This window comes from Paenarthrobacter sp. NPDC089307, from assembly GCF_040685055.1.
Classification (GTDB): domain Bacteria; phylum Actinomycetota; class Actinomycetes; order Actinomycetales; family Micrococcaceae; genus Arthrobacter.
This window is the reverse complement of the sequence record NZ_JBFBHE010000005.1, coordinates 144,377-166,253: the sequence shown is the minus strand read 5'-3', so window position 1 is coordinate 166,253 and position 21,877 is coordinate 144,377. Positions and strand designations below refer to the sequence as shown.

Annotated in this window: 21 protein-coding genes; 11 read left to right on the top strand and 10 right to left on the bottom strand. The window is 63.8% G+C overall.

What is annotated here, in order from left to right; all coding sequences use genetic code 11:
* Positions 1-35: 35 nt before the first annotated feature.
* The gene (locus AB0N72_RS13615) at positions 36-932 is read right to left on the bottom strand and encodes a TIGR01777 family oxidoreductase (protein ID WP_363930903.1); all 897 of its coding nucleotides are present in this window, start codon (positions 930-932) and stop codon (positions 36-38) included.
* Positions 932-1,594: a TetR family transcriptional regulator gene (locus tag AB0N72_RS13610; protein WP_363930902.1), complete on the bottom strand. Its 663-nt coding sequence runs from the start codon at positions 1,592-1,594 to the stop codon at positions 932-934. Before AB0N72_RS13610 ends, AB0N72_RS13615 begins: the two co-directional genes overlap by 1 nt.
* Positions 1,595-1,894: 300 nt before the next feature.
* Between AB0N72_RS13610 and AB0N72_RS13605 the strand changes: the two genes are divergently transcribed.
* The gene (locus AB0N72_RS13605) at positions 1,895-2,605 is read left to right on the top strand and encodes a queuosine precursor transporter (RefSeq protein ID WP_363930901.1); all 711 of its coding nucleotides are present in this window, start codon (positions 1,895-1,897) and stop codon (positions 2,603-2,605) included.
* A 133-nt stretch (positions 2,606-2,738) separates the two neighbouring features.
* Here the strand turns inward: AB0N72_RS13605 and tgt are convergent, their stop codons facing one another.
* The 5 genes from tgt to AB0N72_RS13580 form a co-directional block, all read right to left on the bottom strand.
* The gene (tgt, locus tag AB0N72_RS13600; RefSeq protein WP_363931241.1) at positions 2,739-4,010 is read right to left on the bottom strand and encodes a tRNA guanosine(34) transglycosylase Tgt; all 1,272 of its coding nucleotides are present in this window, start codon (positions 4,008-4,010) and stop codon (positions 2,739-2,741) included.
* Positions 4,011-4,111: 101 nt separating this feature from the next.
* Complete coding sequence (locus AB0N72_RS13595) at positions 4,112-4,822, bottom strand: SRPBCC domain-containing protein (protein WP_363930900.1); 711 nt, start codon at positions 4,820-4,822, stop codon at positions 4,112-4,114.
* A 72-nt stretch (positions 4,823-4,894) separates the two neighbouring features.
* Positions 4,895-5,899, bottom strand: a complete 1,005-nt coding sequence (locus tag AB0N72_RS13590; protein ID WP_363930899.1) for a DUF6707 family protein — start codon at positions 5,897-5,899, stop codon at positions 4,895-4,897.
* A gap of 73 nt (positions 5,900-5,972) precedes the next feature.
* On the bottom strand, positions 5,973-6,512 hold the full coding sequence (locus AB0N72_RS13585) for an NUDIX hydrolase family protein (protein WP_105692788.1): 540 nt from the start codon (positions 6,510-6,512) through the stop codon (positions 5,973-5,975).
* Between the two features lie 78 nt (positions 6,513-6,590).
* On the bottom strand, positions 6,591-7,313 hold the full coding sequence (locus AB0N72_RS13580) for a hypothetical protein (protein WP_363930898.1): 723 nt from the start codon (positions 7,311-7,313) through the stop codon (positions 6,591-6,593).
* Positions 7,314-7,414: 101 nt separating this feature from the next.
* On the opposite strand from AB0N72_RS13580, the gene AB0N72_RS13575 reads away from it, so the two are divergent.
* Positions 7,415-8,035 carry a YdeI/OmpD-associated family protein gene (locus tag AB0N72_RS13575; protein ID WP_363930897.1) on the top strand — a complete coding sequence of 207 codons (621 nt, stop codon included), beginning with the start codon at positions 7,415-7,417 and terminating at the stop codon, positions 8,033-8,035.
* Here AB0N72_RS13575 and AB0N72_RS13570 read toward each other — a convergent pair.
* Complete coding sequence (locus AB0N72_RS13570; protein WP_363930896.1) at positions 8,032-9,192, bottom strand: glycoside hydrolase family 76 protein; 1,161 nt, start codon at positions 9,190-9,192, stop codon at positions 8,032-8,034. The genes AB0N72_RS13575 and AB0N72_RS13570 overlap by 4 nt on opposite strands.
* 92 nt (positions 9,193-9,284) lie before the next feature.
* Here AB0N72_RS13570 and AB0N72_RS13565 point away from each other — a divergent pair, with 92 nt between their 5' ends.
* Both AB0N72_RS13565 and AB0N72_RS13560 read left to right on the top strand, forming a co-directional pair.
* Positions 9,285-10,076, top strand: a complete 792-nt coding sequence (locus AB0N72_RS13565; protein ID WP_363930895.1) for an SDR family NAD(P)-dependent oxidoreductase — start codon at positions 9,285-9,287, stop codon at positions 10,074-10,076.
* Positions 10,076-11,347: an acyl-CoA dehydrogenase family protein gene (locus tag AB0N72_RS13560; protein ID WP_363930894.1), complete on the top strand. Its 1,272-nt coding sequence runs from the start codon at positions 10,076-10,078 to the stop codon at positions 11,345-11,347. Before AB0N72_RS13565 ends, AB0N72_RS13560 begins: the two co-directional genes overlap by 1 nt.
* Here AB0N72_RS13560 and AB0N72_RS13555 read toward each other — a convergent pair.
* Positions 11,344-12,171, bottom strand: a complete 828-nt coding sequence (locus tag AB0N72_RS13555; RefSeq protein WP_363930893.1) for a DUF1684 domain-containing protein — start codon at positions 12,169-12,171, stop codon at positions 11,344-11,346. The genes AB0N72_RS13560 and AB0N72_RS13555 overlap by 4 nt on opposite strands.
* 368 nt (positions 12,172-12,539) lie before the next feature.
* On the opposite strand from AB0N72_RS13555, the gene AB0N72_RS13550 reads away from it, so the two are divergent.
* The 6 genes from AB0N72_RS13550 to AB0N72_RS13525 all read left to right on the top strand — a co-directional run bounded on the left by AB0N72_RS13550 (position 12,540) and on the right by AB0N72_RS13525 (position 20,564).
* The gene (locus AB0N72_RS13550) at positions 12,540-13,991 is read left to right on the top strand and encodes a sigma-70 family RNA polymerase sigma factor (RefSeq protein ID WP_363930892.1); all 1,452 of its coding nucleotides are present in this window, start codon (positions 12,540-12,542) and stop codon (positions 13,989-13,991) included.
* A gap of 110 nt (positions 13,992-14,101) precedes the next feature.
* The gene (locus tag AB0N72_RS13545) at positions 14,102-15,016 is read left to right on the top strand and encodes a PIG-L deacetylase family protein (RefSeq protein WP_363930891.1); all 915 of its coding nucleotides are present in this window, start codon (positions 14,102-14,104) and stop codon (positions 15,014-15,016) included.
* Entirely contained in the window at positions 15,016-15,939 is a 924-nt protein-coding gene (locus AB0N72_RS13540) for an ATP-grasp domain-containing protein (RefSeq protein WP_363930890.1), read from the top strand. Before AB0N72_RS13545 ends, AB0N72_RS13540 begins: the two co-directional genes overlap by 1 nt.
* Positions 15,936-17,195, top strand: coding sequence for a glycosyltransferase family 2 protein (locus AB0N72_RS13535; RefSeq protein WP_363930889.1), 1,260 nt, complete (start codon positions 15,936-15,938; stop codon positions 17,193-17,195). The genes AB0N72_RS13540 and AB0N72_RS13535 overlap by 4 nt, the downstream gene beginning before the upstream one ends.
* Before the next feature lie 158 nt (positions 17,196-17,353).
* On the top strand, positions 17,354-20,152 hold the full coding sequence (ppc, locus tag AB0N72_RS13530; RefSeq protein ID WP_363930888.1) for a phosphoenolpyruvate carboxylase: 2,799 nt from the start codon (positions 17,354-17,356) through the stop codon (positions 20,150-20,152).
* Positions 20,153-20,258: 106 nt separating this feature from the next.
* Positions 20,259-20,564 carry a hypothetical protein gene (locus AB0N72_RS13525; protein WP_363930887.1) on the top strand — a complete coding sequence of 102 codons (306 nt, stop codon included), beginning with the start codon at positions 20,259-20,261 and terminating at the stop codon, positions 20,562-20,564.
* 2 nt (positions 20,565-20,566) lie between these two features.
* Here AB0N72_RS13525 and AB0N72_RS13520 read toward each other — a convergent pair whose 3' ends face one another.
* Positions 20,567-21,220: a VTT domain-containing protein gene (locus tag AB0N72_RS13520; protein WP_363930886.1), complete on the bottom strand. Its 654-nt coding sequence runs from the start codon at positions 21,218-21,220 to the stop codon at positions 20,567-20,569.
* A 54-nt stretch (positions 21,221-21,274) separates the two neighbouring features.
* On the opposite strand from AB0N72_RS13520, the gene AB0N72_RS13515 reads away from it, so the two are divergent.
* Complete coding sequence (locus tag AB0N72_RS13515; protein WP_363930885.1) at positions 21,275-21,814, top strand: O-acetyl-ADP-ribose deacetylase; 540 nt, start codon at positions 21,275-21,277, stop codon at positions 21,812-21,814.
* Positions 21,815-21,877: the final 63 nt, after the last annotated feature.

The window sequence follows — 21,877 nt, the reverse complement described above, 5'->3', positions numbered from 1 at the left end:
GGTTGGGAAGAAGGGGCGGTGATGTGAGTGAGGGTTCACGGCTTGCCTGCGGCGATCTGGTTGAGGGCGCCGGCGAGCGATGGGTACTCAAACACAAAGCCAGCGTCGAGCAGCTTCCGTGGCTCCACCCATCTGCTCTTCAGTACCAGCTCCGTTTGCGTCCGGATCAGAACGGCCCCGGCCTCGAGCAGCCAAGCCGGGGTTGGAACGCCGAAAGGAGTGCCCAGACTCTGCCGCACCAAAGCCATAAGCTCACGATTATTCACCGGGTAGGGCGAAGCGGCGTTGATCGGACCGGTCAACTCACCATGAGCGTGAACGAACAACGCTACTCGAAACAGGTCCTCCACGTGAATCCAGCTGAACTTCTGCGTGCCCGGACCCATGTGTCCGCCCAAGCCGAATCGGGCTAGGTTCTGGAGGGGACTCATGACGCCCCCGGCGCCCAACACGATTGCAATGCGCAGCGGCACTTTCCGCGTCGCGGGAGAAATAGCCGCTGCCAACTCGTCCTCCCAAGCACGCGCGACGTCCACGGAAAACCCGCTTCCCAACTCGCCCGACTCCTCGGATTGCGGACGGTCTTCCGCATGCCGGTAGATGGTTCCGGTACTTGAGTTGATCCAGGTCCTGGGCGGTTCGGCACACGCAGCAACAGCCCGCCCCAAGGCGCGGGTCGTCAAGACCCTCGAGTCCAGGATCTCCCGCTTGTGACGCTCGTTGTAACGGCAATTCACGGATCGTCCGGCGAAGTTTACCAGCAGTTCGGCGCCGTCCAGCACTTTGGTGATGGCGCCGTCGTCGTTCCAGTGCGCGTGCGCTGAAGCGTCCCGCCCGACCGTCCGGACCTGCCACCCTTCGTCAGCGAACCGCCGCCGGAAGTAGCTGCCGATGAAGCCGGTGGCGCCCGCCATCACCACGGTCCGGGGCATTACGCGTCTTCCTTCACGCCGCGGACGAGTCCCAGGACATCGTCAAACACCTTGCTCACTCCGGGAATCTTCGCAAGTGACAAACCTCGGGCCATCAACGGGGCGGCTCCGTCAATCAGCTTGCGGGTGCGGCGTTGACCCTCGGATTTGTCGTAAACCCAGAACAGGGCGACGCCCATGTACGCCAGCCACAGCAACTCGGGCAGGTCGCCGCGCAGTTTTTTCGCCACTGCGGGCGAGGAACCGTCGACGGCGGTGCGGAAGATCGCGAGCGACGCGTCCCGGGCGGCGGTGGAAGCCTCGCCGAACGGATTGACGGGCGACGTCGGCCGGATCGCCGTTGAGATGAAATCGGAACCGAACTGGTGGTACGGCGTCATGGCGTCGATGCCGGCGTGGAGGACGGCCTTCAACCGGCTGGCGAGGTCCTGGACGTTTTCGAGGGCTTGCGCGGCAGCCGCGGCGTGCTCGTCCTGTACCTGGATGTAGAGTTCCTGGACCAGTTCGTCTTTGGACGCGAAGTAGTAGTAAGCATTGCCCACCGACAATCCGGCCTCCTGGGCAATGGCGCGCATGGTGGTCTTCTCGAAGCCAATTTCCCGGAACATCTTGAGGGCGACATCGGCTACCAGTTGGCGGGTCTGTTCACTCTTTGCAGGCATACGTCACTCCACAGTTTTTGAACGTGTTCAGAAATCCAGTATTGCACGTGTTTGAACGTGTTCAAAAGAAAGGGTGAGTGAGGGTTGGTGGGAAGGGGGTGGGATGTGAGTGAGGGTTGGTGGGAAGGGGGTGGGATGTGAGAGAGGGTGCGTGGGAAGGGGGTGGGATGTGATGGAGCGTGGGGATGAGTGGGAGAATGGGGGAGGTGCCGGCTCCATGCCCCACCACCCACAGTGCTAATACAGCGGGGCGCCCTCGGAACCGGGCGCCTGCGCGAACCACTACGAAATGGATGACCCATGCCCTCGCCCTCCGGCTCCAGCACGCTCAGCAAGCCTGCACCCCGTTTCGCCTCGATCGGATCCCCCTATTTCGGCATCATGTTGGCCGTCATGGCCGTAGTGCTGATCCTCTCCAACATCGGCGCCTCAAAGGGCGTGGTGCTCGGCCCGATCATCACTGACGGCGGGTTCTTCCTCTTCCCGTTGGCCTACATCCTCGGCGATGTCATGAGCGAGGTGTACGGCTTCAAGGTTGCCCGCAAAGCGATCGTTACCTCGTTTGCCCTGAGTGTGTTCGCGTCGCTGTGCTACTGGGTGATCATCATCCTGCCTGGCTTCAATGACGACTACGGAACAGCCAAGCAAGCAGCAATCGAGGGCGCACTCGGCCCGGTCCCGCAGATCGTCCTTGCCTCGCTGCTCGCCTTCCTGGCAGGACAAACCATCAACTCCTGGATCCTGGTGAAGATGAAGCAACGCACCGGCGAAAAATCCCTGTGGGCACGCCTCATGGGCTCGTCGGTGGTGGGCGAATTCGTGGACACCCTGATCTTCTGCAGCATCGCGGCGTCGGTCATCGGCATCACGGACGCCGGATCGTTCGTCAATTACGTGCTGGTGGGCTTCGTGTACAAGACCGCCGTCGAGTTCATCTTCGTGCCGATTACGGTGCTGGTGGTCGGCTGGATCAAGAAGCGCGAGCCGAGCTACGGAGCAGTCGCGGCCTAAGGCCGGCGGGGCATGGAGCCCATTTCGATGCCTCGCTGCGCAAACGACGTTTCCAACCATCGAACGCGCGGCGATCCATCGAAATGGGGTGCAAGCCAGGCCCAGCGCAAGCCAGGCCGGGCGCAAGCCAGGCCTAGGAGTAGTACCGGCCCAGCGTCTCCGCCTTGAACTCGAAGAAGTCCCCGGACTCGATAGCCAAGCGGGCATCGTCCACCATCTTCACCACGAAGCGCTCGTTATGGATGGAGATCAGGGTTGCAGAGAGCATTTCCTTGGCCTTGAACAGGTGATGGATGTACGCCCGCGAGTAGTTGGCGCAGGCGTAGCAATCGCAGCCGTCCTGCAGTGGCCCGAAGTCGGTCTTGTAGCGGGCCCCGGACAGGTTGAAGCGCCCGGACGGAGTGTAGAACGCTGAATTCCGGGCCACACGGGTGGGGGAGACGCAGTCGAAAGTGTCGGCGCCGTTCTCGATGGCCGTGAAGATGTCGTCCGGCTCGGAGATGCCCAGCAGGTGCCGGGGCTTGTTCTCCGGCAGTTCCTCGTTGCACCAGCGCACGATGGTGCCAAGGTTTTCCTTCTCCAAAGCACCGCCGATCCCGTAGCCGTCAAACGGCATGGCGCCCAGATCCTGGCACGCTTTGCGGCGCAGGTCCTCATATTGGGCGCCCTGGATCACGCCGAACAGGGCCTGGTATGGCTTGCCCACGCGGGAGGCTGTCAAGGAAGCGTGCTCTTCCAAGCACCGCAGCGCCCACAAACGGGTGCGCTCCAGGGACTCCTCCTGGTAGGCCCGGGAATTCTGCAGCGTCGTGAGCTCATCGAAGGCGAACATGATGTCCGCCCCGATCTTGTGCTGGACCTGCATGGAGATCTCGGGGGAGAAGCGGTGCCGGTCGCCGTTGAGGTGGGATTTGAACCAGACACCGTCGTCGTCAATGTGTGCCAGCCGTTCCTTCCCGGGTGCCACGGCGTCATCGGGCCCGGAAGAGTCCACGTTCTTCATGTCGATGACCTTCTTGAACCCTGAGCCCAGGCTCATCACCTGGAACCCGCCGGAGTCCGTAAACGTGGGGCCGGACCAGTTCATGAAGGCGCCCAACCCACCTGCGGCGTCGAGGATTTCCGGTCCGGGCTGCAGGTAGAGGTGGTACGCGTTGGCCAGCACAGCCTGCGCGCCCAGTTCAGCGATCGACTCCGGCAGCACAGCCTTCACGGTTGCTTTGGTCCCGACGGCGATAAACGCGGGCGTCTGGATGGTCCCGTGCGGCGTGGTGATGGTTCCGGTCCGGCCCAGGAACGCGCCGCCGTTGGCCTCTACCATGGCGTCCGACGGCGAACACGTTTCAGTCAGGCGCTGGCCCACCGAAAACGAGAACTCGGACTGGCGCTCAGGCAATCCGGGCAGGGCGGGAACGGCAGGGGCGGATGGAGAAGCAGGAGCAGGAAGGGAAGCTGGCACGCTACCTAGTGTGCCAGCTTTACCGGGAGTAACCTGCCGAATGAACCCTATGACCCGTAGTTTTCAGCCTTCCAGTTGTCCCACGAAGACCGGATGTCCGCCAAGGTGTGGGCCCCCAAATCGTAAGTGGAGGCAATGACCATGGAGCCGCCGTCGGGCCTCTTGTCCGGAATGGGAAGTTGCTCCGCGACGATCAGCAGGCCGTCGCCGTGCTCGGCGTAGCTGTGGACGGTGAGGCCCACCTGGTGGCGGCTCTTGAACCAGACCTTGCCGGAGATCTCCTCGCCGGTATCGAGCGTGAGCGAGTACTCCTCCCCAACGGGAGGCAGGTCTCCTAGCCCCAGCTTTTCAATGGCCGGTCCGCCCTTGCCGGGAAGGGAGACGAAGTGGGTACGCCGGTGTCCGTGCGGATGCCGTTCCAGCGCAAACCGGAGTTGGTGCAGGAACGTCAGCCAGCCCTGGGTGATGTCCTCGTCCCATTCCGCCCACTCGGAATCATGGTCCAGCGCCGCCCTTATCACGCGGACTTCCGTGCCGCCCGAAACAGGATGCAGCTCAAAGACATCCCCAGCGTTGACGGTGAGGCTGGTGTGATCCGGCGCTTCCACAACGTCGGTGTTGAAGTAGATCTGCTTGATTTCGGCGTCGAGGTCGTCGGCCTCCCAGCCGTGCCATTGGGCAACCAGGGACGGTTCGCGCAGCATGGTCCAAACCTGCTGCGCGTCGGCATTAATCACAACGCTCAGATTGTTCGTCATGGCCCCGAATCTACCGCCGTTCGCATCCACATAACAGGGCTTGTAATTCCGGGACCGGTGGCGCAGGAAAAGCTAGGCGCGCACGGATTCCAGCTCGTTGCCGATCCGCCGGGCGAGCTCGGCCTCGTCGATGGTCTTCGAGCCGCCATGGGCGCGCAGGAACATCAGTGCTTCCAAGCGCAGGAACCGCCATTCACGCTCGGCTTCGTGGTTGCCGTTATCGATGGCGCGGAAGATTTCCTTGTCGTACAGGTTGGGTTCGTTCAGGGAGCGCTGCCGGACACGGGCATTGATCCGGGCCTTGAAGGGGTCTTCCTCCTGCGACTCCGGGGCGCGGAGCAATTTCTCGTAGACCGCGGCACGCTCTGTTTGGCCGGCCTCGCGGCAGATGAAACTGGACAGCGCCAAGGCCCGCTCGATCGAGGCCCAGCGGTCCAGGTTTCCGTCGAACGGCAGCACGTTCAGCAGGTCCGCCACAGCCAGGGCGTTGTCCGGATCGCGCAGGACGATGCACAGATTGAACGCGAGGTCACTGAGGTCGCGGAGGCAGCTTCCGGACTTGGTGTTGATGCCCTTCGCGAGCCGCTCCGAGAGTATCTGGACACCGTTCTTGCCCTTGTGGTTCGCCGCCGCAGCGCGCACCACGGCCTCCGGTGTCCCCTCGGGATCCGGGATCAGCGCCATTTCCTCGGCGCTCGGGCCGGTGTAGGTGGGCGGGGCCTCGGGGCGTGGAGGAACGACGACGGCGGGCCCGGCAGGAGCGTCAGCGTCGGCTTCCGCGGAGGTGCTTGAGCTGGAATTGCTTGCGTCCGGGGCTGCGGCGGCCGGAGCTTCCGCATCGGTGCCGGCCGGGACTCCCTCACCCACGGGCACGCTGGACCCAACCGCGATCCGTACCGTGCCGCCGTCGCCCATTGTCACGCGCAGCAAAGCGGCGACTCCATAGTCGTCATTCTCGGTGTCAATATTGACGATTTCCTGGGCCGGCCCGTCGCCGGGCGGGAACACAAAATCCCCGGGCCGCAGGTCCCCAGCCTGCTTTTCCTTGTACTGCTGTGTGGCTGGGCTGTGAGTCATCGGAAATCCTTTGGTTCTCTTGGGGTCCGCCGTCCAGTCTACAAAGACCAGCTGATGAAGGGGCCGGGACCCGCTAGAGAACGATGCCCGAGAAAGCCAGGGCCTGCCTCACGAGGTTCCCGCGTCCGCCGTCGAATTCCTGCTGGACGTTGTCGCTGAGTACCTCTTGCGGCGTCATCCACGTCAGTTCCAGGGCGTCCTGGCGCGGTTCGCATTCGCCGGTGACCGGAATGACGTAGGCCAGCGAAACGGCGTGCTGGCGGTCGTCCGTGAAGCCGGTCTGTGATGGGGCCGGGAAATACTCGGCCACAGTGAACGGCACAGGGCTGATGGGCAGCTGCGGGAAAGCCAGGGGGCCCAGGTCCTTTTCCATGTGCCGCAGGAGGGCCGCGCGGATGGTCTCGCGGTACAGGACGCGGCCGGAAACGAGGTACCTTACCATGTTGCCATCGGCGTCGCCCTGAAGGAGCGTGCCAACCTCGTTCACGTACCCGAGCGGATCCAGCCTGACCGGAACAGCCTCCACGTAGACCATGGGGAGACGGCCGCGGGCTTCGAAGAGGTCTTCATCGGAAAGCCAGCCTGGATACGGGTCGGGTGTACGTACGCTCATGGTTAAGTTCTACCGCATCCCCGGCCGAAGTTCCGTTGAGGCCTTGCCGGGAGCCGTGGCGTTACGCTCTCGGCTGCATTAGGCGGCCGGGGTGCTTGCACCGTCGATCGACTCCACTACGATCGACGCCGGCGCCGCCCCGCCTACCGCATCCGGATTGGCGATATAGAGGACGTCTTCGCTGATCCGGGCCTCGATTCCCGCAGCGGTGAGCCGCCCCAGCAAAAGCTCCAGGTCGCCGTCGTACTCGAACGCAAGGTCACCGTTGCTGATGTCCGCACCGTGGACCACCTGCAGGATTCCGCCATTCTTGGTGGTGAAGGTTGCCGATACGTCGTATTCGGTCCGGGGCCAGGCGCCAATGTTGCGCAGATCGTTGGCTGCCACGCCCACCAGTGGGGTGATCCAGGTTGCCACCACCGCAAGGGCGGGATCGGCGGAGGCGGCCGTGGCCCACGTGCCATCTGCTGCGCGCTGCGCGGGGAAGGCGTAGAACTCGAATCCGTCGTTGGCCGAGACCTGAACGGTGGAACCGTCCGGGCCTTCGCGGACGTCCGCCTGGGTGCCGTCGTCCTCGGTACGCCGGGCGAATTCCTCCAGGTTTCCCACTTCCACGCTGAACATGGTGGCACCGTCCAGCGGATGGCCGTGCTCCACCCGGCCCACAGCAAGGCGACCCGAACCGGCGTCGAACTCCAACCAATCGTCGTCGTCGACGGTCGCGACCATACCCAGCGCCTGCAGCAGCCTGGACCATTGTTCCGGGCGGGAGGTGTAGTGGATGGGGCGGGCTCGCAACATTGGTCCTCCAGGTTCTCGGCGTCACTTCCAAGCCTATTCCGCGTGGGCGTATCCGGGGTTGTCGCTTCCACACTGCCCGCTTCCACAGCAGAATGGGGACCATGCCCACAGAGCTTGAGGAATTGACCGTCAAAGATGGCGCGGCTTGGCGCGCCTGGCTGGCCGAACATGCTGCCGACAGCCCAGGCGTGTGGCTGGTCCTGCACAAAAAAGGCGGCAACGTCACGGAGCTGGACTACGACGCCGCCCTGGACGAGGCCCTTTGCTTTGGCTGGATCGATGGCCAGTCCAGGAGCCGCGACGCCGAAAGCTACTTCCAGCGCATGACCCCGCGCGGACGCCGCAGCATCTGGTCTGCGCGGAACGTCGGGCACATTGCCCGGCTTGAAGCCGAGGGCAGGATGACCGACGCCGGCCGGGCGGCCGTCGAGGCCGCAAAGGCCGACGGTCGCTGGGAAGCTGCCTACGCGGGCCCCGCGGACTCCAAGGTGCCGGACGACCTCGCGGCCGCCATCGCCGCGGTTCCTGAGGCCCAGGCCATGTTCGATGTCCTGACGTCCCAGAACCGCTTCGCCCTCATCCATCGGACAAATCTGGTCAAGCGGGCGGATACCCGGGCACGGAAAATCGCCGGCTTCGTGGAGATGCTGGCCCGTCACGAGACTCCGTATCCCCAGAAGAAACAGCCCGGCACGGCACCGCGACAGGACGGCCCCAGCTAGAGCGTGGCGGCGGCTTCGAAGATCATCCACACCTGCAGCTGGGTGGAAAGTTCGACGCCGGCACCCGCCGGATACGTTTCGGTGGCCGATAGCAGGGGGTTGGGTGAAAAGACCAGCGGGGTGTTTCCTGTGCCGCGCACCAGCTCCGGTGCTTCACGATGGCTTGCCCAGAAGGCACCGGCCGTTGAGAGAACCATCTCCCGTGCCGTTTCGCGCGCGTGCGGCGGGAGACGACCGTCGCGTCCGGCCAAGGCGAGGTAGCGGACCAGGATGCCGGTGAAGAGGCCGCCGTCGCCGGTTCCATCTCCGCGAATCACCCGTGTGTCGGGGAACGTCAGCTCGCGGGCGATGGCGTCAACCAAACGCGCGGCCCTGTCCAGGTTCTCCGGGCCGCCGAGTTCCAGCAACGCCCCGAGGATGGGCCCTTGGTTGTAGGTGTACACGGCTTCCTCCAGGACCGGTTGGCCGTTCCTGATGCGGATACCGTCCTGGTAGACACCCCGGGCGGGATGGAGCAGTTTCGAGTTGAGCCAATCCACCAGCGCCTGCGCCCGCTCGCGGTGGCCCGTCCGGGCGAAATAGAGGGCTACCGGCGCAGTAGCAGGCGTGTTCTTGAAGTCCCTCTTGGTGCTCCAAAAGGTGCCGCCGCCAAGGTCCTCGGTGGATGCCGAATCGAACTGCAGGGTAAGCCTCTTTTGCACGTACGCGTTGCGACGACGCCCCGGCTTCCTCGTCTCCTCGGCCAGTTTTTCGAGCCTCAGCGTTGAGAGAGCGAGCCAGGCCATGTCGTCGTAGAAGTGGTTCTCGAACCGGAGCAGGTTGCGCAGCCGGATGGTGGTGACCAGCCGCGAAGCGAGCCGGCCCGCGCTGGGGCGGGAGTCGCCGTCGAACCTTGTTTTAGTGGCCAGTTCCCTCCGTCCGGCATCCACGAGGCAATCCACATAATGCGCCTGCCACCAGTAATGCCAGGGACCCATCAGGCTGCGGGCAGCGCTGCCGGGGATCCTGATGGCACCGATGTGCGTGCCGGGCAGGAACAGCAGCCGCCTGCCGAAGCTGCGCGTCACGGAGCGGGCTGCCTGATTGGCCCGCCAAGGCCAGTCGGCAGCATCAGGGGCGGGCAACGATTGGTTGTCGAGGGCATCGTGGACGGGCATGGGAACAGCCTATCTGGGCGGCCGGGGTGCGCTGTCTCACAATTCCAGTTAACATGCATTAACGGATTTGGGTTCTGCATCAAGGAGGATGGATGGACATCAAGGGCACGGTTGCGCTGGTTACTGGCGGTGCTTCAGGTTTGGGGGCCGCGACGGCAAGGCGACTTTACGACGCCGGAGCCTCGGTGGTGCTGGTGGACTTGCCGCAGTCTGCGGGCGAGGCATTTGCTGCCGAACTGAATGCCGGGAACGCCGGTGGCAAGGCAGTCTTTGCCCCCGCTGACGTCACCAACGAAGCCCAGATCCAGTCGGCCGTGGACACCGCATCCTCACTGGGACCGCTTCGTATCGTGGTCAATTGCGCGGGCATTGCGACCCCCGGAAAGGTCCTGGGCAGGGACGGTGTCCTGCCGTTGGAGACCTTCAACAAGGTCATCCAGATCAACCTGGTTGGCACGTTCAACGTGATCCGCCTGGCCGCGGCGGCCATGGTGGAGACCGAGCCGGTGAGCACGGAACTGGGCGGGCCCGAGCGGGGCGTCATCATCAACACCGCATCGGTGGCCGCATTTGAGGGCCAGATCGGCCAGCCCGCGTACTCCGCGTCCAAAGGCGCAGTGGCCGCAATGACACTGCCGCTGGCCCGGGAACTGGCGCGTTCGCTGATCAGGGTGGCCACCATCGCGCCCGGCATCTTCGAAACGCCCATGATGGCCGGACTTCCCCAGGCAGCGCAGGACTCGCTGGGGCAACAGGTCCCGCACCCGGCACGCCTTGGCCGGGCCGCCGAATACGCCAATCTGGCGGCCCACATTGTGGAAAACGCCATGTTGAACGGTGAGACGATCCGCCTGGATGGAGCCATCCGGATGGGAATCAAATGATGGGCGATTACAGTGGTGCCCCCATCAGGGCAGCGTCATCCGGCCCTGTCCCGGCGTCAGTGGCAGAGCTCCCCACCGCAGACTTCTTCGACTTCGAGTCGCTGCTGAGCGTGCAGGAACAGCGCAAACTCAACGAACTCCGGGCTTTCCTTGCCTCCGAAATCGCGCCCTACGCCGGCCAGTGGTGGGAGAAAGCCGAGTTCCCGGAGCACATCCTGCCGAAACTCGCCGCACTCCGGCTCAGCGCCCCGGCACAGCGCGGGTACACGCACCTTTTTGCAGGCCTGGTCATCGCCGAGATGACGCGCGTTGACACCTCGATCGCCACGTTCTTCATGGTCCACCACGACCTCTTCGTGGAGTCCCTGTACGACTTCGGCAGCGACTCCCAGCAGGACCGGTACCTCGACGACGCGTCCAACCTCCGCACCACCGGAGCCTTTGCGCTCACCGAACCCGATCACGGTTCCGACGTCGCAGGCGGTATGGAAACCACCGCCCGCCGGGTGGAAAGGCCCGCGTCCGACGGCGGCGATTACTGGGTAATCAACGGCGCCAAACGCTGGATCGGCAACGGGACGTTTTGCGATTACATGCTGGTGTGGGCCAAGGACGAAGCCGATGGAGCCGTGCGGGCCTTCATTGTGGACGCCTCACTGCCGGGCGTCACCCGGAGCCGGATTGAGAACAAGATTGCACTGCGCACAGTGCAGAACGCCGACATTGTGTTCCGGGACGTGGAAGTTGCGGAGGCGGACCGGTTCGCGGGCATCAGCAGCTTCGCCGACACCAACCATCTGCTGCGAGGATCACGGATCATGGTCGCCTGGCAGGCGGTAGGCCAGCAATTGGCCGCGTTCGACGTCGCCCGGCAGTACGCCGTCGAGCGTTTGCAGTTCGGACGGCCGCTGGCCAGGTTCCAGCTCATCCAGCAGAACCTGGTGGAGATGCTCGGAAACGCAGTGGCCAGCATGGGGATGATGGTCCGGATTGCGCAGTTGCAGGAGGACATCTTCACGGACGCCAACGGCGTGCGCCATGGAGGTGCGGACATGGCGCAAGTCGCGCTGGCGAAGGCCTACTGCAGCGCCAGGATGCGGGAAACCGTGGCCCGTGGCCGCTCCGTCCTGGGCGGCAACGGGATCGTCACCGATTACCGGATGGCCAAGATCTTTGCCGATGCCGAGGCCATCTATACCTATGAAGGCTCCTACGAGATCAATTCGCTCATAGTGGGCCGGGCGGTGACAGGCGTTTCCGCGATCGCCTAGGCGTCCGGGATCTTCTCGCCGGCTTCCACCCGAACATCGATCGAGTTGCCGCGGACAGGCATGGGGCACGTGCCATAAGGGGTGAAGGCACTGGGGTAGTTGATGGTGCGGTTGAAATCGATCACCACTGAGCCGTCCGGCCGGGGGCGGGGAATAAAGACCTTGCGCCACTCGTCCGTGGTGTCGCCGTTGGTCTCGTCGTGGAACGTCACGTTGAGGGCGCCCAACTTTTCGGCTTCCGCATGGAGCCTGATCTCGTGCTCCTTGCCCGGAACCCGGAAAACAACTTCCCCCACCGAACGATGCACGCCGTCCACCAACGGGTTGGCCGTGCCGATGGGCACATCCTGGGGTTCCGCATAGGGTTCGAAGCGGCCGTTGATGACCCAATCAGGGTTGTAGTCGTAGGTGGGCACTGCCGTGAAGCCTGTCAGGACGGGGGAGGCGTCGTCGCGGGTGCGGATGGCGTACTTGTCGGCACGCATGGCGAGCTCCACCACTACCTGCTTGCCGTCCTCGCCGCCGTACTGGACCCACATCAGGGACTCTTCGTCCTCGAGTACCGCGCTGATGGTTCCCTCCACTTTTTCTCCGCTGTCCACCAGCGTGAGGCCATCCGCAGCTGTTGCGGTCAGGAAAGCCGTGGTGCCGTCCGTGGACCACAGACCCGGCACCAATTCCAACGGGGACGGTTCGGACGCGAGCCATTGGAACGAGGTCAGCGTCAGCCAACCGTGTTCGGTGGCAAGAACTGAATTCCGGCCCTCACGGAACCGCTCCCAGCGGGCGATCCGGGGGTCAGTTGCTGTGCTGGGCGAACTCATGGGTCTCCTTGGCTGCTGGTGGTGCGGTGTTGCACTGTCCTCAACCATGCACGGTGCTGCTGCATTCCCCGAATTCCGGGCGGCGTTCGTTTGCCGGTGGCTTGGAACGGCTCGCGCTGGCCCCCAACCCATGCCAGCGCGAGCCGCGTTTGATGGGTGTCCCTGGAGGCCCGGGGAAGTTCCATCAGAAGGTGAGTGCTGGATCCATGCATTTCATGACGCGACAGGGGCCCCGCCTGGGCAGTCCCGTGGCGAAGCGGCTCATACAAACGTTGGTAAACAGTCTGTACAAATTGGCGTCACGACCCGCCGTTCACCCCCACTGCATATATATGGGCAGGGTTCATTACGGTTTGGGGGCGCCTTAGATGGCGCGGCGGTCACGCTCGGGCAACAAATCAGACGGCGCAGTCAACGATGATGGGCACCTGATTGGGTTGGTCCGCAGGGGCGACCTGTCCGCGTTCGACCATCTGTATAAGCGTCACGTCTCCATTGCCTCGACCGTGGCCAGGCGGCATGTGGACAACCCCAGCGACGCTGAAGACGTAGTGGCAGAGGCCTTTCAATCGGTCCTGCAGAGCCTGGTGTCAGGGAAGGGGCCGGACACCTTCTTTCGCGCCTATCTGTTGTCCACCGTGACCCGGTTATCCCACCAACAGAATCGAAAAAGCAGCAAGGTAGTGCCCAGCGGTGACGACTCCCTCCTGGACCAAACGCTGGCCGAGCCTGACGCCGTGGTCCAGGCCTTCGAGTCCCGCGCTGTCGCCCAGGCTTTCCGCGCCCTGCCTGAAAGGTGGCAGGCCGTCCTGTGGTACCTGGACGTTGAGCGCATGAAACCAGCGGTTGTTGCGCCCATTCTTGGCCTGTCAGCTAACGCCGTCTCTGCCCTGGCCGTCCGGGCCCGCGAAGGATTGAGGAGGCAATACCTCCAGTTCCACCTCTCCGAAAATGCGGGCGAGGCCTGCGCGGAGTTTGCCTCGAAGCTTGGCTATTTCATCCGGGGTGGGCTCTCCAGCGGCGCAGAGGTCAAGGTCCGCGCGCATGTGGAGGGCTGCGCCAGGTGCACGGCGGCTCTGGCTGAACTGAAAGACGTCCAGGGAACAATGCGGGCTGTGCTGCTTCCCTTGGTCACGGGTATTCCGCTCGCGGCGTGGGTCGGAAAGAGTGCCGGACTGGGCGTGCTGGGCGGGATACTCCCGGTCAAGGGGTTCCTTGCCATCCCCGCCCTCGCGCATCCGATGGTCATGGCTGTCTCCACCGCTGCGGCGGTCGGGTTGATGCTGGGGGCCGTCGGAAGCGTCGACCTCCTTTCTCCCGGTGCTTCCTGGGACCGGCAGACCCCGGAAACGGGCAGCGTGGATGTTGAAGCGAGCCCCCCGTTTCCTTCCGCGGTCCCGAATGACAGTCCGCCTGCCCCTGCTGCCGACCCTCCCGTGGATGAACAACCGCTGACCGTTGTGACTGCCTCGGCAAATTGGAGCCGCCTGCCGGATGGCAGGGGAGGGACGGGGTCCAGCGGGACAACATGGGACATCGCGTTTGCAGCCTCCGGGAGCGGCCCTTTGGAAGATGGCGTGGTGGTCTTTTCGGTGGTACAAGACATCCTGATCCAGGCCTCTTCCGTTCAGGCTCCCGCGGGGTGGTCATGTTCGGCTGACGGCATCAACGCCGTGTCCTGTATGACCCAGTCGATACAGAGGGACGATCTTCATTTCCGGGTGGAGACCGCACCCGCGGTGCCGCAGGACGGCGGGATGCTCAGGTACTCCTTCAGTGGGACAGGCATCGCAACGGTCGACTTTACGGGCAGTTATTGAGCCCGGCATTTGCTGCGGACGGCGTCACGAAGCTTTTCCGCAGAGCACTACGTTTACGGCGGCATCCAATGATGGGTGCCTCGCTTGTTCCATTTCGATTTGGGGGAAAGATGACGGCCTCACTCTTCACTGCTGCCTGCCTGCTGGGCGGGTTGGTGGCCTTATGGGCTGCGCTCCCGGCCGGCCGGGCCTGGTTCGTCCGAAACTTCAATCCGGCAAACCGGATTCAAAGGGCCGTGACCGCCCTGGGGTCGCTGCTTGTGCTCTTCCTCGCCGGCTGGATCGTGGCACCGGATCATCGCCAGTGGTTCGAAAACGTAGGGCTGATCGCCGTCGCGGCCTTGATCGGCGCGTGCGTTGCGGCGCCGTCGCTCCGCATCCGCCGTGCGGCGGCCAGGCAGCCCAGACGGGTCCTCGCCATTGGGGCGCATCCGGACGATCTTGAATTGGCGTGCGGAGCCACGCTGGCCAAATTGGCCGATGCCGGGCACGAAGTCCGCACCATGGTGATGAGTTCCGGAAGCCAGGGCGGAAACAGCGCAACCCGCAGGGTCGAAGCCGCATCCGGCTCCGATTTCATGGGCGTCTCCGCGCTGCAGCTCCTCGACTTCGTCGACACCAACCTGTCCGGGCACGGGCAGGAAATGACCCAGGCGATTGAAGCGTTCATGGAGGAATTCCAGCCGGACCTTGTCATGACCCATTCGCCCAACGACTACCACCAGGACCATCAAGCCGTGCACAATGCAACCATGCGGGCAGCCCGCCGCCACTCATCCATCCTGTGTTTCGAGAGTCCATCGTCCACCCGGCAGTTTGATCCGAGCGTGTTCGTTGATATCGCAGGATATGTGGACGTGAAGATCCATGCCGTTGCCCTGCACCGGAACCAGAAAGGTAAGCCCTACATGAGCGCGGAAAGGGTACGCAGCCTTGCTGCCTTCCGGGGCGCGCAGGTGAAGACCGCTTACGCCGAGGGCTTTGAGTCCGTGCGCTTGCTGGGCTCGGACGTAGGGGAATTCTGATGGTGCGGATACTAGTAACGGGCGTCGGCGGACCCGCCGGCATCTCATTGTCGCGCCAATTGAGGGATCAGGGACATTGGGTCCTGGGCGTGGACATGCGGCCGGTTCACGATTCGGCCGCGGACGTGGTGGAAGTGGTTTCGCCGGTGAATGCGCCGGGCTATCTGTGGGAACTGCGGGGACTTGTGGCCACCCACGGGATCGAGCTTGTCATCCCTACCGTCAGCGAGGAGTTGGTTGCAGCTTCCGTGGCCCGGGAAGGATTCGCGCCAGGGGTGGAATTGCTGGTCGCGGACCCGGCACCTGTCTCGATCGCGAACGATAAATACCTCACCATGCGATGCCTTGCCAATGCCGGTGTGGCGGTACCCGATTTCGGATTGCCCGGGGACTTCAGCTCTGTCAATGAAGCCATGGCCAGGATGGGCGGTTGGCTCGTGGTAAAGCCGAGGGTTTCCCGCGGCGGGCGGGGCGTGCAGGTCCTGGAACGGCATACCGACGGCGGCCGGAACGCCGAGCGTGTCTGGGAGACCTTGGACGATTCCTGGCTTGTACAGCGCTTCGCCACGGGGACCGAGTATGCGCCCGTGGTCCATCGCGGCCGCGCGGAAGATGACCCCGACGACCTGGTGGTGGTGCTGGAGAAGACCGAACTCAGGCACGGGTCGTGGGGCAATGCGGTCTCGGTCAAGAGGCTGGGGTCGCCGGCGAGGTCGGATGTGGCGTGGACTGCCTTTGCTGCGACCAAGGCGTTGGGCCTGACGGGAGCTGTTGATATCGACATCCGTCGACTTTCCGATGGCAGTCCGGTGGTCTTGGAAGTCAACGCGCGTTTTGGTGCCAACAGCGCCCACGCCCCCGAGCTCCTGGAGCACGTCATGCGGCATTACGCTGCCCGGCAGGTGCTGGGAGGGGCCGTGTGATCTTGCTGGACCTGGCCCTGGCCTTTGTCTGGATTTCCGGCGTGGTGATCCTCGGTTTCGGCGCCGTGAAGATTGCGTATGTCCCGCTGGCATTGTGGTTTGAATGGATCGACAGGTCCAGGGCGGCCAAGCATCGCTACTCCATCCTTGATGACCATCCGCTGGTGTCAGTCATCGTCCCGGGCTACAACGAGGCCGTGGTTATCGGCACATGCGTGGAGTCCATTCTGGCCAGCCGCTACCTGAAGCTTGAGGTCATCCTGGTGGACGACGGCTCCACTGACTCAACGGCTGCCATCATGGCCGGCCTTGCTGATCGAAACCCCCGGGTTCGGTTCCTTTCCCAAGTTAACGCAGGAAAGGGTGCCGCCCTCAACCTGGGCATCGCAGCCGCGAAGGGGGAAATCCTCCTGTTCGTGGACGCTGATGGCATCTTCGCGCCCGACACCGTGAGCAGCATGTTGGAGGGCTTTGACCACCCGGAGGTTGGGGCAGTGTGCGGTGATGACCGTCCCGTGAACCTGGACCGCCTACAAACAATGATGCTGACGATTTTGAGCCACGTGGGAACGGGGTTGGTGCGGCGTGCATTGTCCTTGCTTCACTGCCTTCCCATCGTTTCGGGAAACATCGGCGCGTTCCGCAGCGAACTGGTCCAGCACATGGGTGGATTCGATGAAGAAACGCTTGGCGAAGACCTCGAACTCACGTGGCGCATCTACCGGGCCGGGTATCGTGTGCGTTTCCAACCGAAGGCCCTTGTCTACGCGGAATCGCCCTCGACCCTTGGGGGACTGTGGCGGCAACGTGTCCGCTGGGCACGGGGTTTGCTTCAGACGCTGGTGCGGCACCTGGGGATGCTCGGACGGCGCCGCTACGGCTGGTTCGGCATGTTCCTTGTCTTCAACTCCATCACCATGGTGGTGATCCCTGTCCTGCAATTGGCAGTCCTCGTGGTCCTGCCCTTCTTGTACCTCGCTGGCCATGGGCCCATCCCGGCTGAGGCCCTTGCAATCCTGGGCTGGTTGGGGTTGACGATTTCGCTCGCCCTGACAGTCTTTTCCGTGGGCTTGAACCGCTCCTGGCGCGATCTGCGGTACCTGTGGACACTGCCGCTGTGGCCGTTCTATTCCGTGTTCGTCGGTTTGGCCCTGGCAGGCGCCGTGGTCAAGGAAATCAGGGGCAGTCCGGCCCGGTGGAACAAGTTGGAGCGGACTGGCGTCATTTCAGTGGGCACTGCGGATCCCGGTCTGTAGCGCCCTCGGGGCAAGATAGAAAGGCCGCTGCCAAATTGTGAGACACATTCTTTCCTGGGGTCGGCTCCGGGTAAGATCCCGTAGGAAACAACAGTAATCCGGCTCACAGTATCCAGCGCAGTGTACGGGCCAAACCTGATCCCCGAAGGTATGCATCCATGGTTCACACTGCCCATCAAGACACCGATCTCGCTGCAGAACTGCGGGCTGACGTACGCCGCGTCTCCACCCTCCTGGGAGAGTCGCTGGTCCGGCAGCACGGCCCGGAGCTGCTGCAGCTTGTGGAGCAGGTGCGCCTGCTGACCAAGGAATCGAAGGAAGCCGCGCGGGGCGGCGCTGATGCTACCGGCCCTTGGAGCGCGCACGACGTCGTAGCGCAGGTGCGCGAGCTGCTCGCCTCCCTGCCACTGGACCAGGCGACGGATCTGGTCCGCGCCTTTGCGTTCTATTTCCACCTCAGCAACGCGGCCGAGCAAGTCCACCGCGTCCGTGGACTCCGCACCCGCCAGGAAAAGGACGGCTGGCTGGCCAAGGCAGTTTCCGAGATCGCCGGGCAGGCTGGACCGCAAGTCCTCCAGGACGTGATCAACGAACTCGATGTGCGGCCCATCTTCACGGCGCACCCCACGGAGGCCTCACGGCGTTCGGTCCTGGACAAGATCCGGAAGCTTTCCGATGTCCTGGCTGAGCCCACGGCCGAGGGAACATCGGCGAGGCGTCGCCAGGACCGCCAGCTTGCCGAAATCATCGATCAGATGTGGCAGACGGATGAGCTTCGCAAGGTCCGCCCGACTCCGGTGGATGAAGCCCGCAACGCCATCTATTACCTGAACAGCATCCTCACGGACGCCATGCCCGAGATGCTGACCGATCTCTCCGAGCTCCTGGAGGAGCACGGGGTCAAGCTGCCCGCCGCGGCTGCTCCGCTCCGCTTTGGTTCCTGGATCGGCGGGGACCGCGACGGCAACCCGAACGTTACGGCGGCCGTGACCCGTGAAATCCTTCAGCTCCAAAACCAGAATGCCGTCCGGATCAGTATTGCATTGATCGATGAGCTCATCTCTGTCCTGTCCAACTCCACGGCCCTTTTCGGCGCCGACCAGAAGCTGCTGGATTCCATCGATGAGGACCTGAAGAACCTGCCTGGCCTGGACAAGCGCATCCTCGAACTGAACGCCCAGGAGCCCTACAGGCTCAAGCTGACCTGCATCAAAGCGAAGCTGATCAACACAGGCCGCAGGGTTTCCGGCTCCACTTACCACGAGCCCGGCCGCGATTACGCTACTACCTCTGAACTGCTCGCAGAATTCGGTTTGCTGGAGGACTCCCTGCGGAACCACTCTGCCGCGCTGGTGGCAGATGGTGCCTTGGCCAGGGTCCGCCGGGCGCTCGCTGCTTTCGGCCTGCACCTGGCCACGCTCGATATCCGTGAGCACGCCGACTACCACCATGACGCCGTCGGGCAGCTTGTGGACAGGCTCGGCACCGAAAAGCCGTATGCCGAACTGACGCGTGAAGAGCGGTTCGAGTTCCTCGGTGCCGAGCTTGCATCGCGCCGGCCCCTCTCCGGCCACCCGATCAAGCTTGAAGGCACAGCCGACGGCACCTATGACGTCTTCCGGAGCATCCGCCAGGCACTTCACACCTATGGCCCGGACGTGGTGGAAACCTACATCATCTCCATGACCCGCGGTGCAGATGACGTCCTGGCCGCTGCAGTCCTTGCCCGGGAGGCCGGTTTGATCGACCTCTTCGGCGCCAAGCCCCACGCCAAGATCGGTTTTGCTCCGCTCTTGGAGACCGTGGAAGAACTGCGTGCCTCCGCGGAAATTGTTGACCAGCTGTTGTCCGACCCGTCCTACCGCGAGCTGGTCCGCCTCCGCGGAGACATCCAGGAAGTCATGCTCGGCTACTCCGATTCCAACAAGGAGTCCGGCGTGATGACCAGCCAGTGGGAAATCCACAAGACCCAGCGAAAGCTGCGCGACGTTGCGGCCAAGCACGGCGTGCGCGTGCGCTTGTTCCACGGCAGGGGTGGTTCCGTGGGCCGCGGTGGCGGACCCACGTACGACGCCATCATGGCGCAGCCGAACGGCGTACTTGAAGGCGAAATCAAGTTCACCGAGCAGGGCGAGGTCATCTCGGACAAGTACTCCCTCCCTGAGTTGGCGCGTGAAAACCTGGAACTGTCCTTGGCCGCCGTCATGCAGGGCTCGGCACTGCACCGCACTCCACGCACCTCGGAAGATCAGCGCGAGCGCTACGCCAATGTCATGGAGACCATTTCGGACGCCGCGTTCGCCAGGTACCGCAAGCTCATTGACGATCCCGACCTTCCCGCCTACTTCCTGGCGTCCACCCCAGTTGAGCAGTTGGGCTCCCTGAACATCGGCTCGCGCCCGTCGAAGCGTCCGGACTCCGGCGCGGGACTTGGTGGGCTCCGCGCCATTCCCTGGGTGTTCGGCTGGACGCAGTCCCGCCAGATCGTCCCCGGCTGGTTCGGTGTGGGTTCAGGCCTGAAAGCTGCCCGGGAGGCCGGAAACACCGGACAGCTCGGTGAAATGATGGACCGCTGGCACTTCTTCCGCTCGGTCATCTCCAATGTGGAAATGACCCTCGCCAAGACGGACATGGAAATCGCGGGCCACTACGTTTCGTCGCTGGTGCCCGAGGAACTGCACCGCTTGTTCCACATGATCCGTGACGAGTACGAGCTCACGGTGGCCGAAGTGGAAAGGCTCACCGGCGAGATCGAGTTGCTTGACGCGCAGCCTACGCTCAAGCGCTCCCTGGAGATCCGGGACCAATACCTGGACCCGATCAGCTACCTGCAGGTGGAACTTCTTCGACGCGTGCGCGAAGAGTCGGTGTCGGGCAAGGAGATCGATGAGCGGCTCCAGCGGGCCATGCTCATTACGGTCAATGGCGTAGCTGCCGGCCTCCGCAACACCGGCTAGTAAACCCTCCTCCACATCCCATGGGATATTTCGGATCCCTCCCTCACCTAGTGAGGGAGGGATCCGTTTAAGGGTGGGGGATCTGCAGGAGCGTTAAGGTGGTGGGATGCCATCGTTCCAGACGAAATTGAAGATCACCGGCCTCAAACCGGGCAATGCCCCGGAGTCCGTGATGGCAGCCGCGGTGGAGGCCCTGGAAACCCGCCATCACGTGGAAGCCAACCAGCTGGACATTGTTGGCGGCGTCCCGCAGCTCAGCCTTCGCTTCATGGTGGAGGCCCGTGACTACCCGGGTGAGAACGACGAAGCCCGGACGTCGGCCGCCATGATGCGTGACGCCGTCGAGCGTGTAGCGGTGACGGGCAGCCTTTACGTGCTTCGCCGCAACCGCGGCCGTTGGTCGCCCGTTTAGGGCTAAGCGCCTTCTTCGGGCTGGGCGGCGTTGCCTGGCGCATCGGCGTCGAACGGTTCGTCCACGGGGGAGCGGGTTCCGCGCTTCCGTGTGACGATCAGGCCCACCACCACGCCGATGACCAAGCCCACGCCCACACCGATGAGCGAGCTGGCCCAGAACGGCAGTTTGGTGGTGGACCCGGTGAAGTAGCCCAACCCGACCTGCCATACTGCCCACAGCACCCCGCCCAGGCTTGCGCAGAGGCCGAATCCACGGACTGAAACATTGGCGATCCCTGCTGCAGCAGATGTCGCGAGCCGCCCGCCGGGGATGAAGCGCGCGCTGATGATGGTGCCGTAGGTGGATGAACGGCCCGCTTTGGCGATGGCCTCGTGGATTCCGCGGTGGATGCGGCGGCCCCACGACCAGCGGTCCAGGACGTGGCTGATCCGCCGCTTGAACAGCATGAACACTGCCATGTCACCGAGCCACGAAGCGAACGCGGCAAGGAAGAGGATCAGCCAAAAGTTGGCATGCCCGTCCGCTGCCAGCGCGCCGCCGGTGATGACCACCATCTCCGAGGGGATCGGCGGAAAAATGGCATCGCCCAGCACGATGGGGACGATCCACAGATAGATTGCGGATCCCCATGTCTCCGGGGCGGTGAAGTCCATGCGCACAAGGTACCGCACTTGCTGCGTCCGCCGCTCGGGAGCGAGACTGTGGGCATGCGCATCGACATCCTGCAGGGGGACATCACCACGCGTTCGGTGGACGCAATCGTCAATGCAGCCAATTCCTCGCTGCTCGGTGGAGGGGGAGTGGATGGTGCCATCCACAGGGCTGCCGGTCCGGATCTCCTTGAGGCGTGCCGCGAGCTGCGGCGCACCCAGCTGCCGGCCGGGTTGCCGGTGGGGGCCGCCGTCGCGACGCCGGGTTTCAGGCTCCCGGGGCGGTGGGTGATCCATACTGTGGGACCGAACCGGCATGCCGGGGAAACGGACCCGGAGCTGCTTGGGTCCTGTTTCCGGGAAAGTTTGACCGTTGCCGCCGGTTTGGGCGCCCGGTCCGTTGCTTTCCCTGCCGTCAGTGCCGGCATTTACGGTTGGGATGCGCGCCAGGTTGCGGAAGTGGCGTTCGACGTCGTCGAGCGGTTCGCGTCGTCACCGGCTGCCGGCGGTACGGCGGACAGCCCGCTGGAGCTGGTGGAATTCGTGCTGTTTTCGGAGGATACGACGGCGGTCTTCCGGTCCGTGTTTGGCTCCTGACGCAACGCGGGGTCACTTTTGGCCCATGTTGAGGCCAAAAATGGGCCATATCTGACCCCGCGT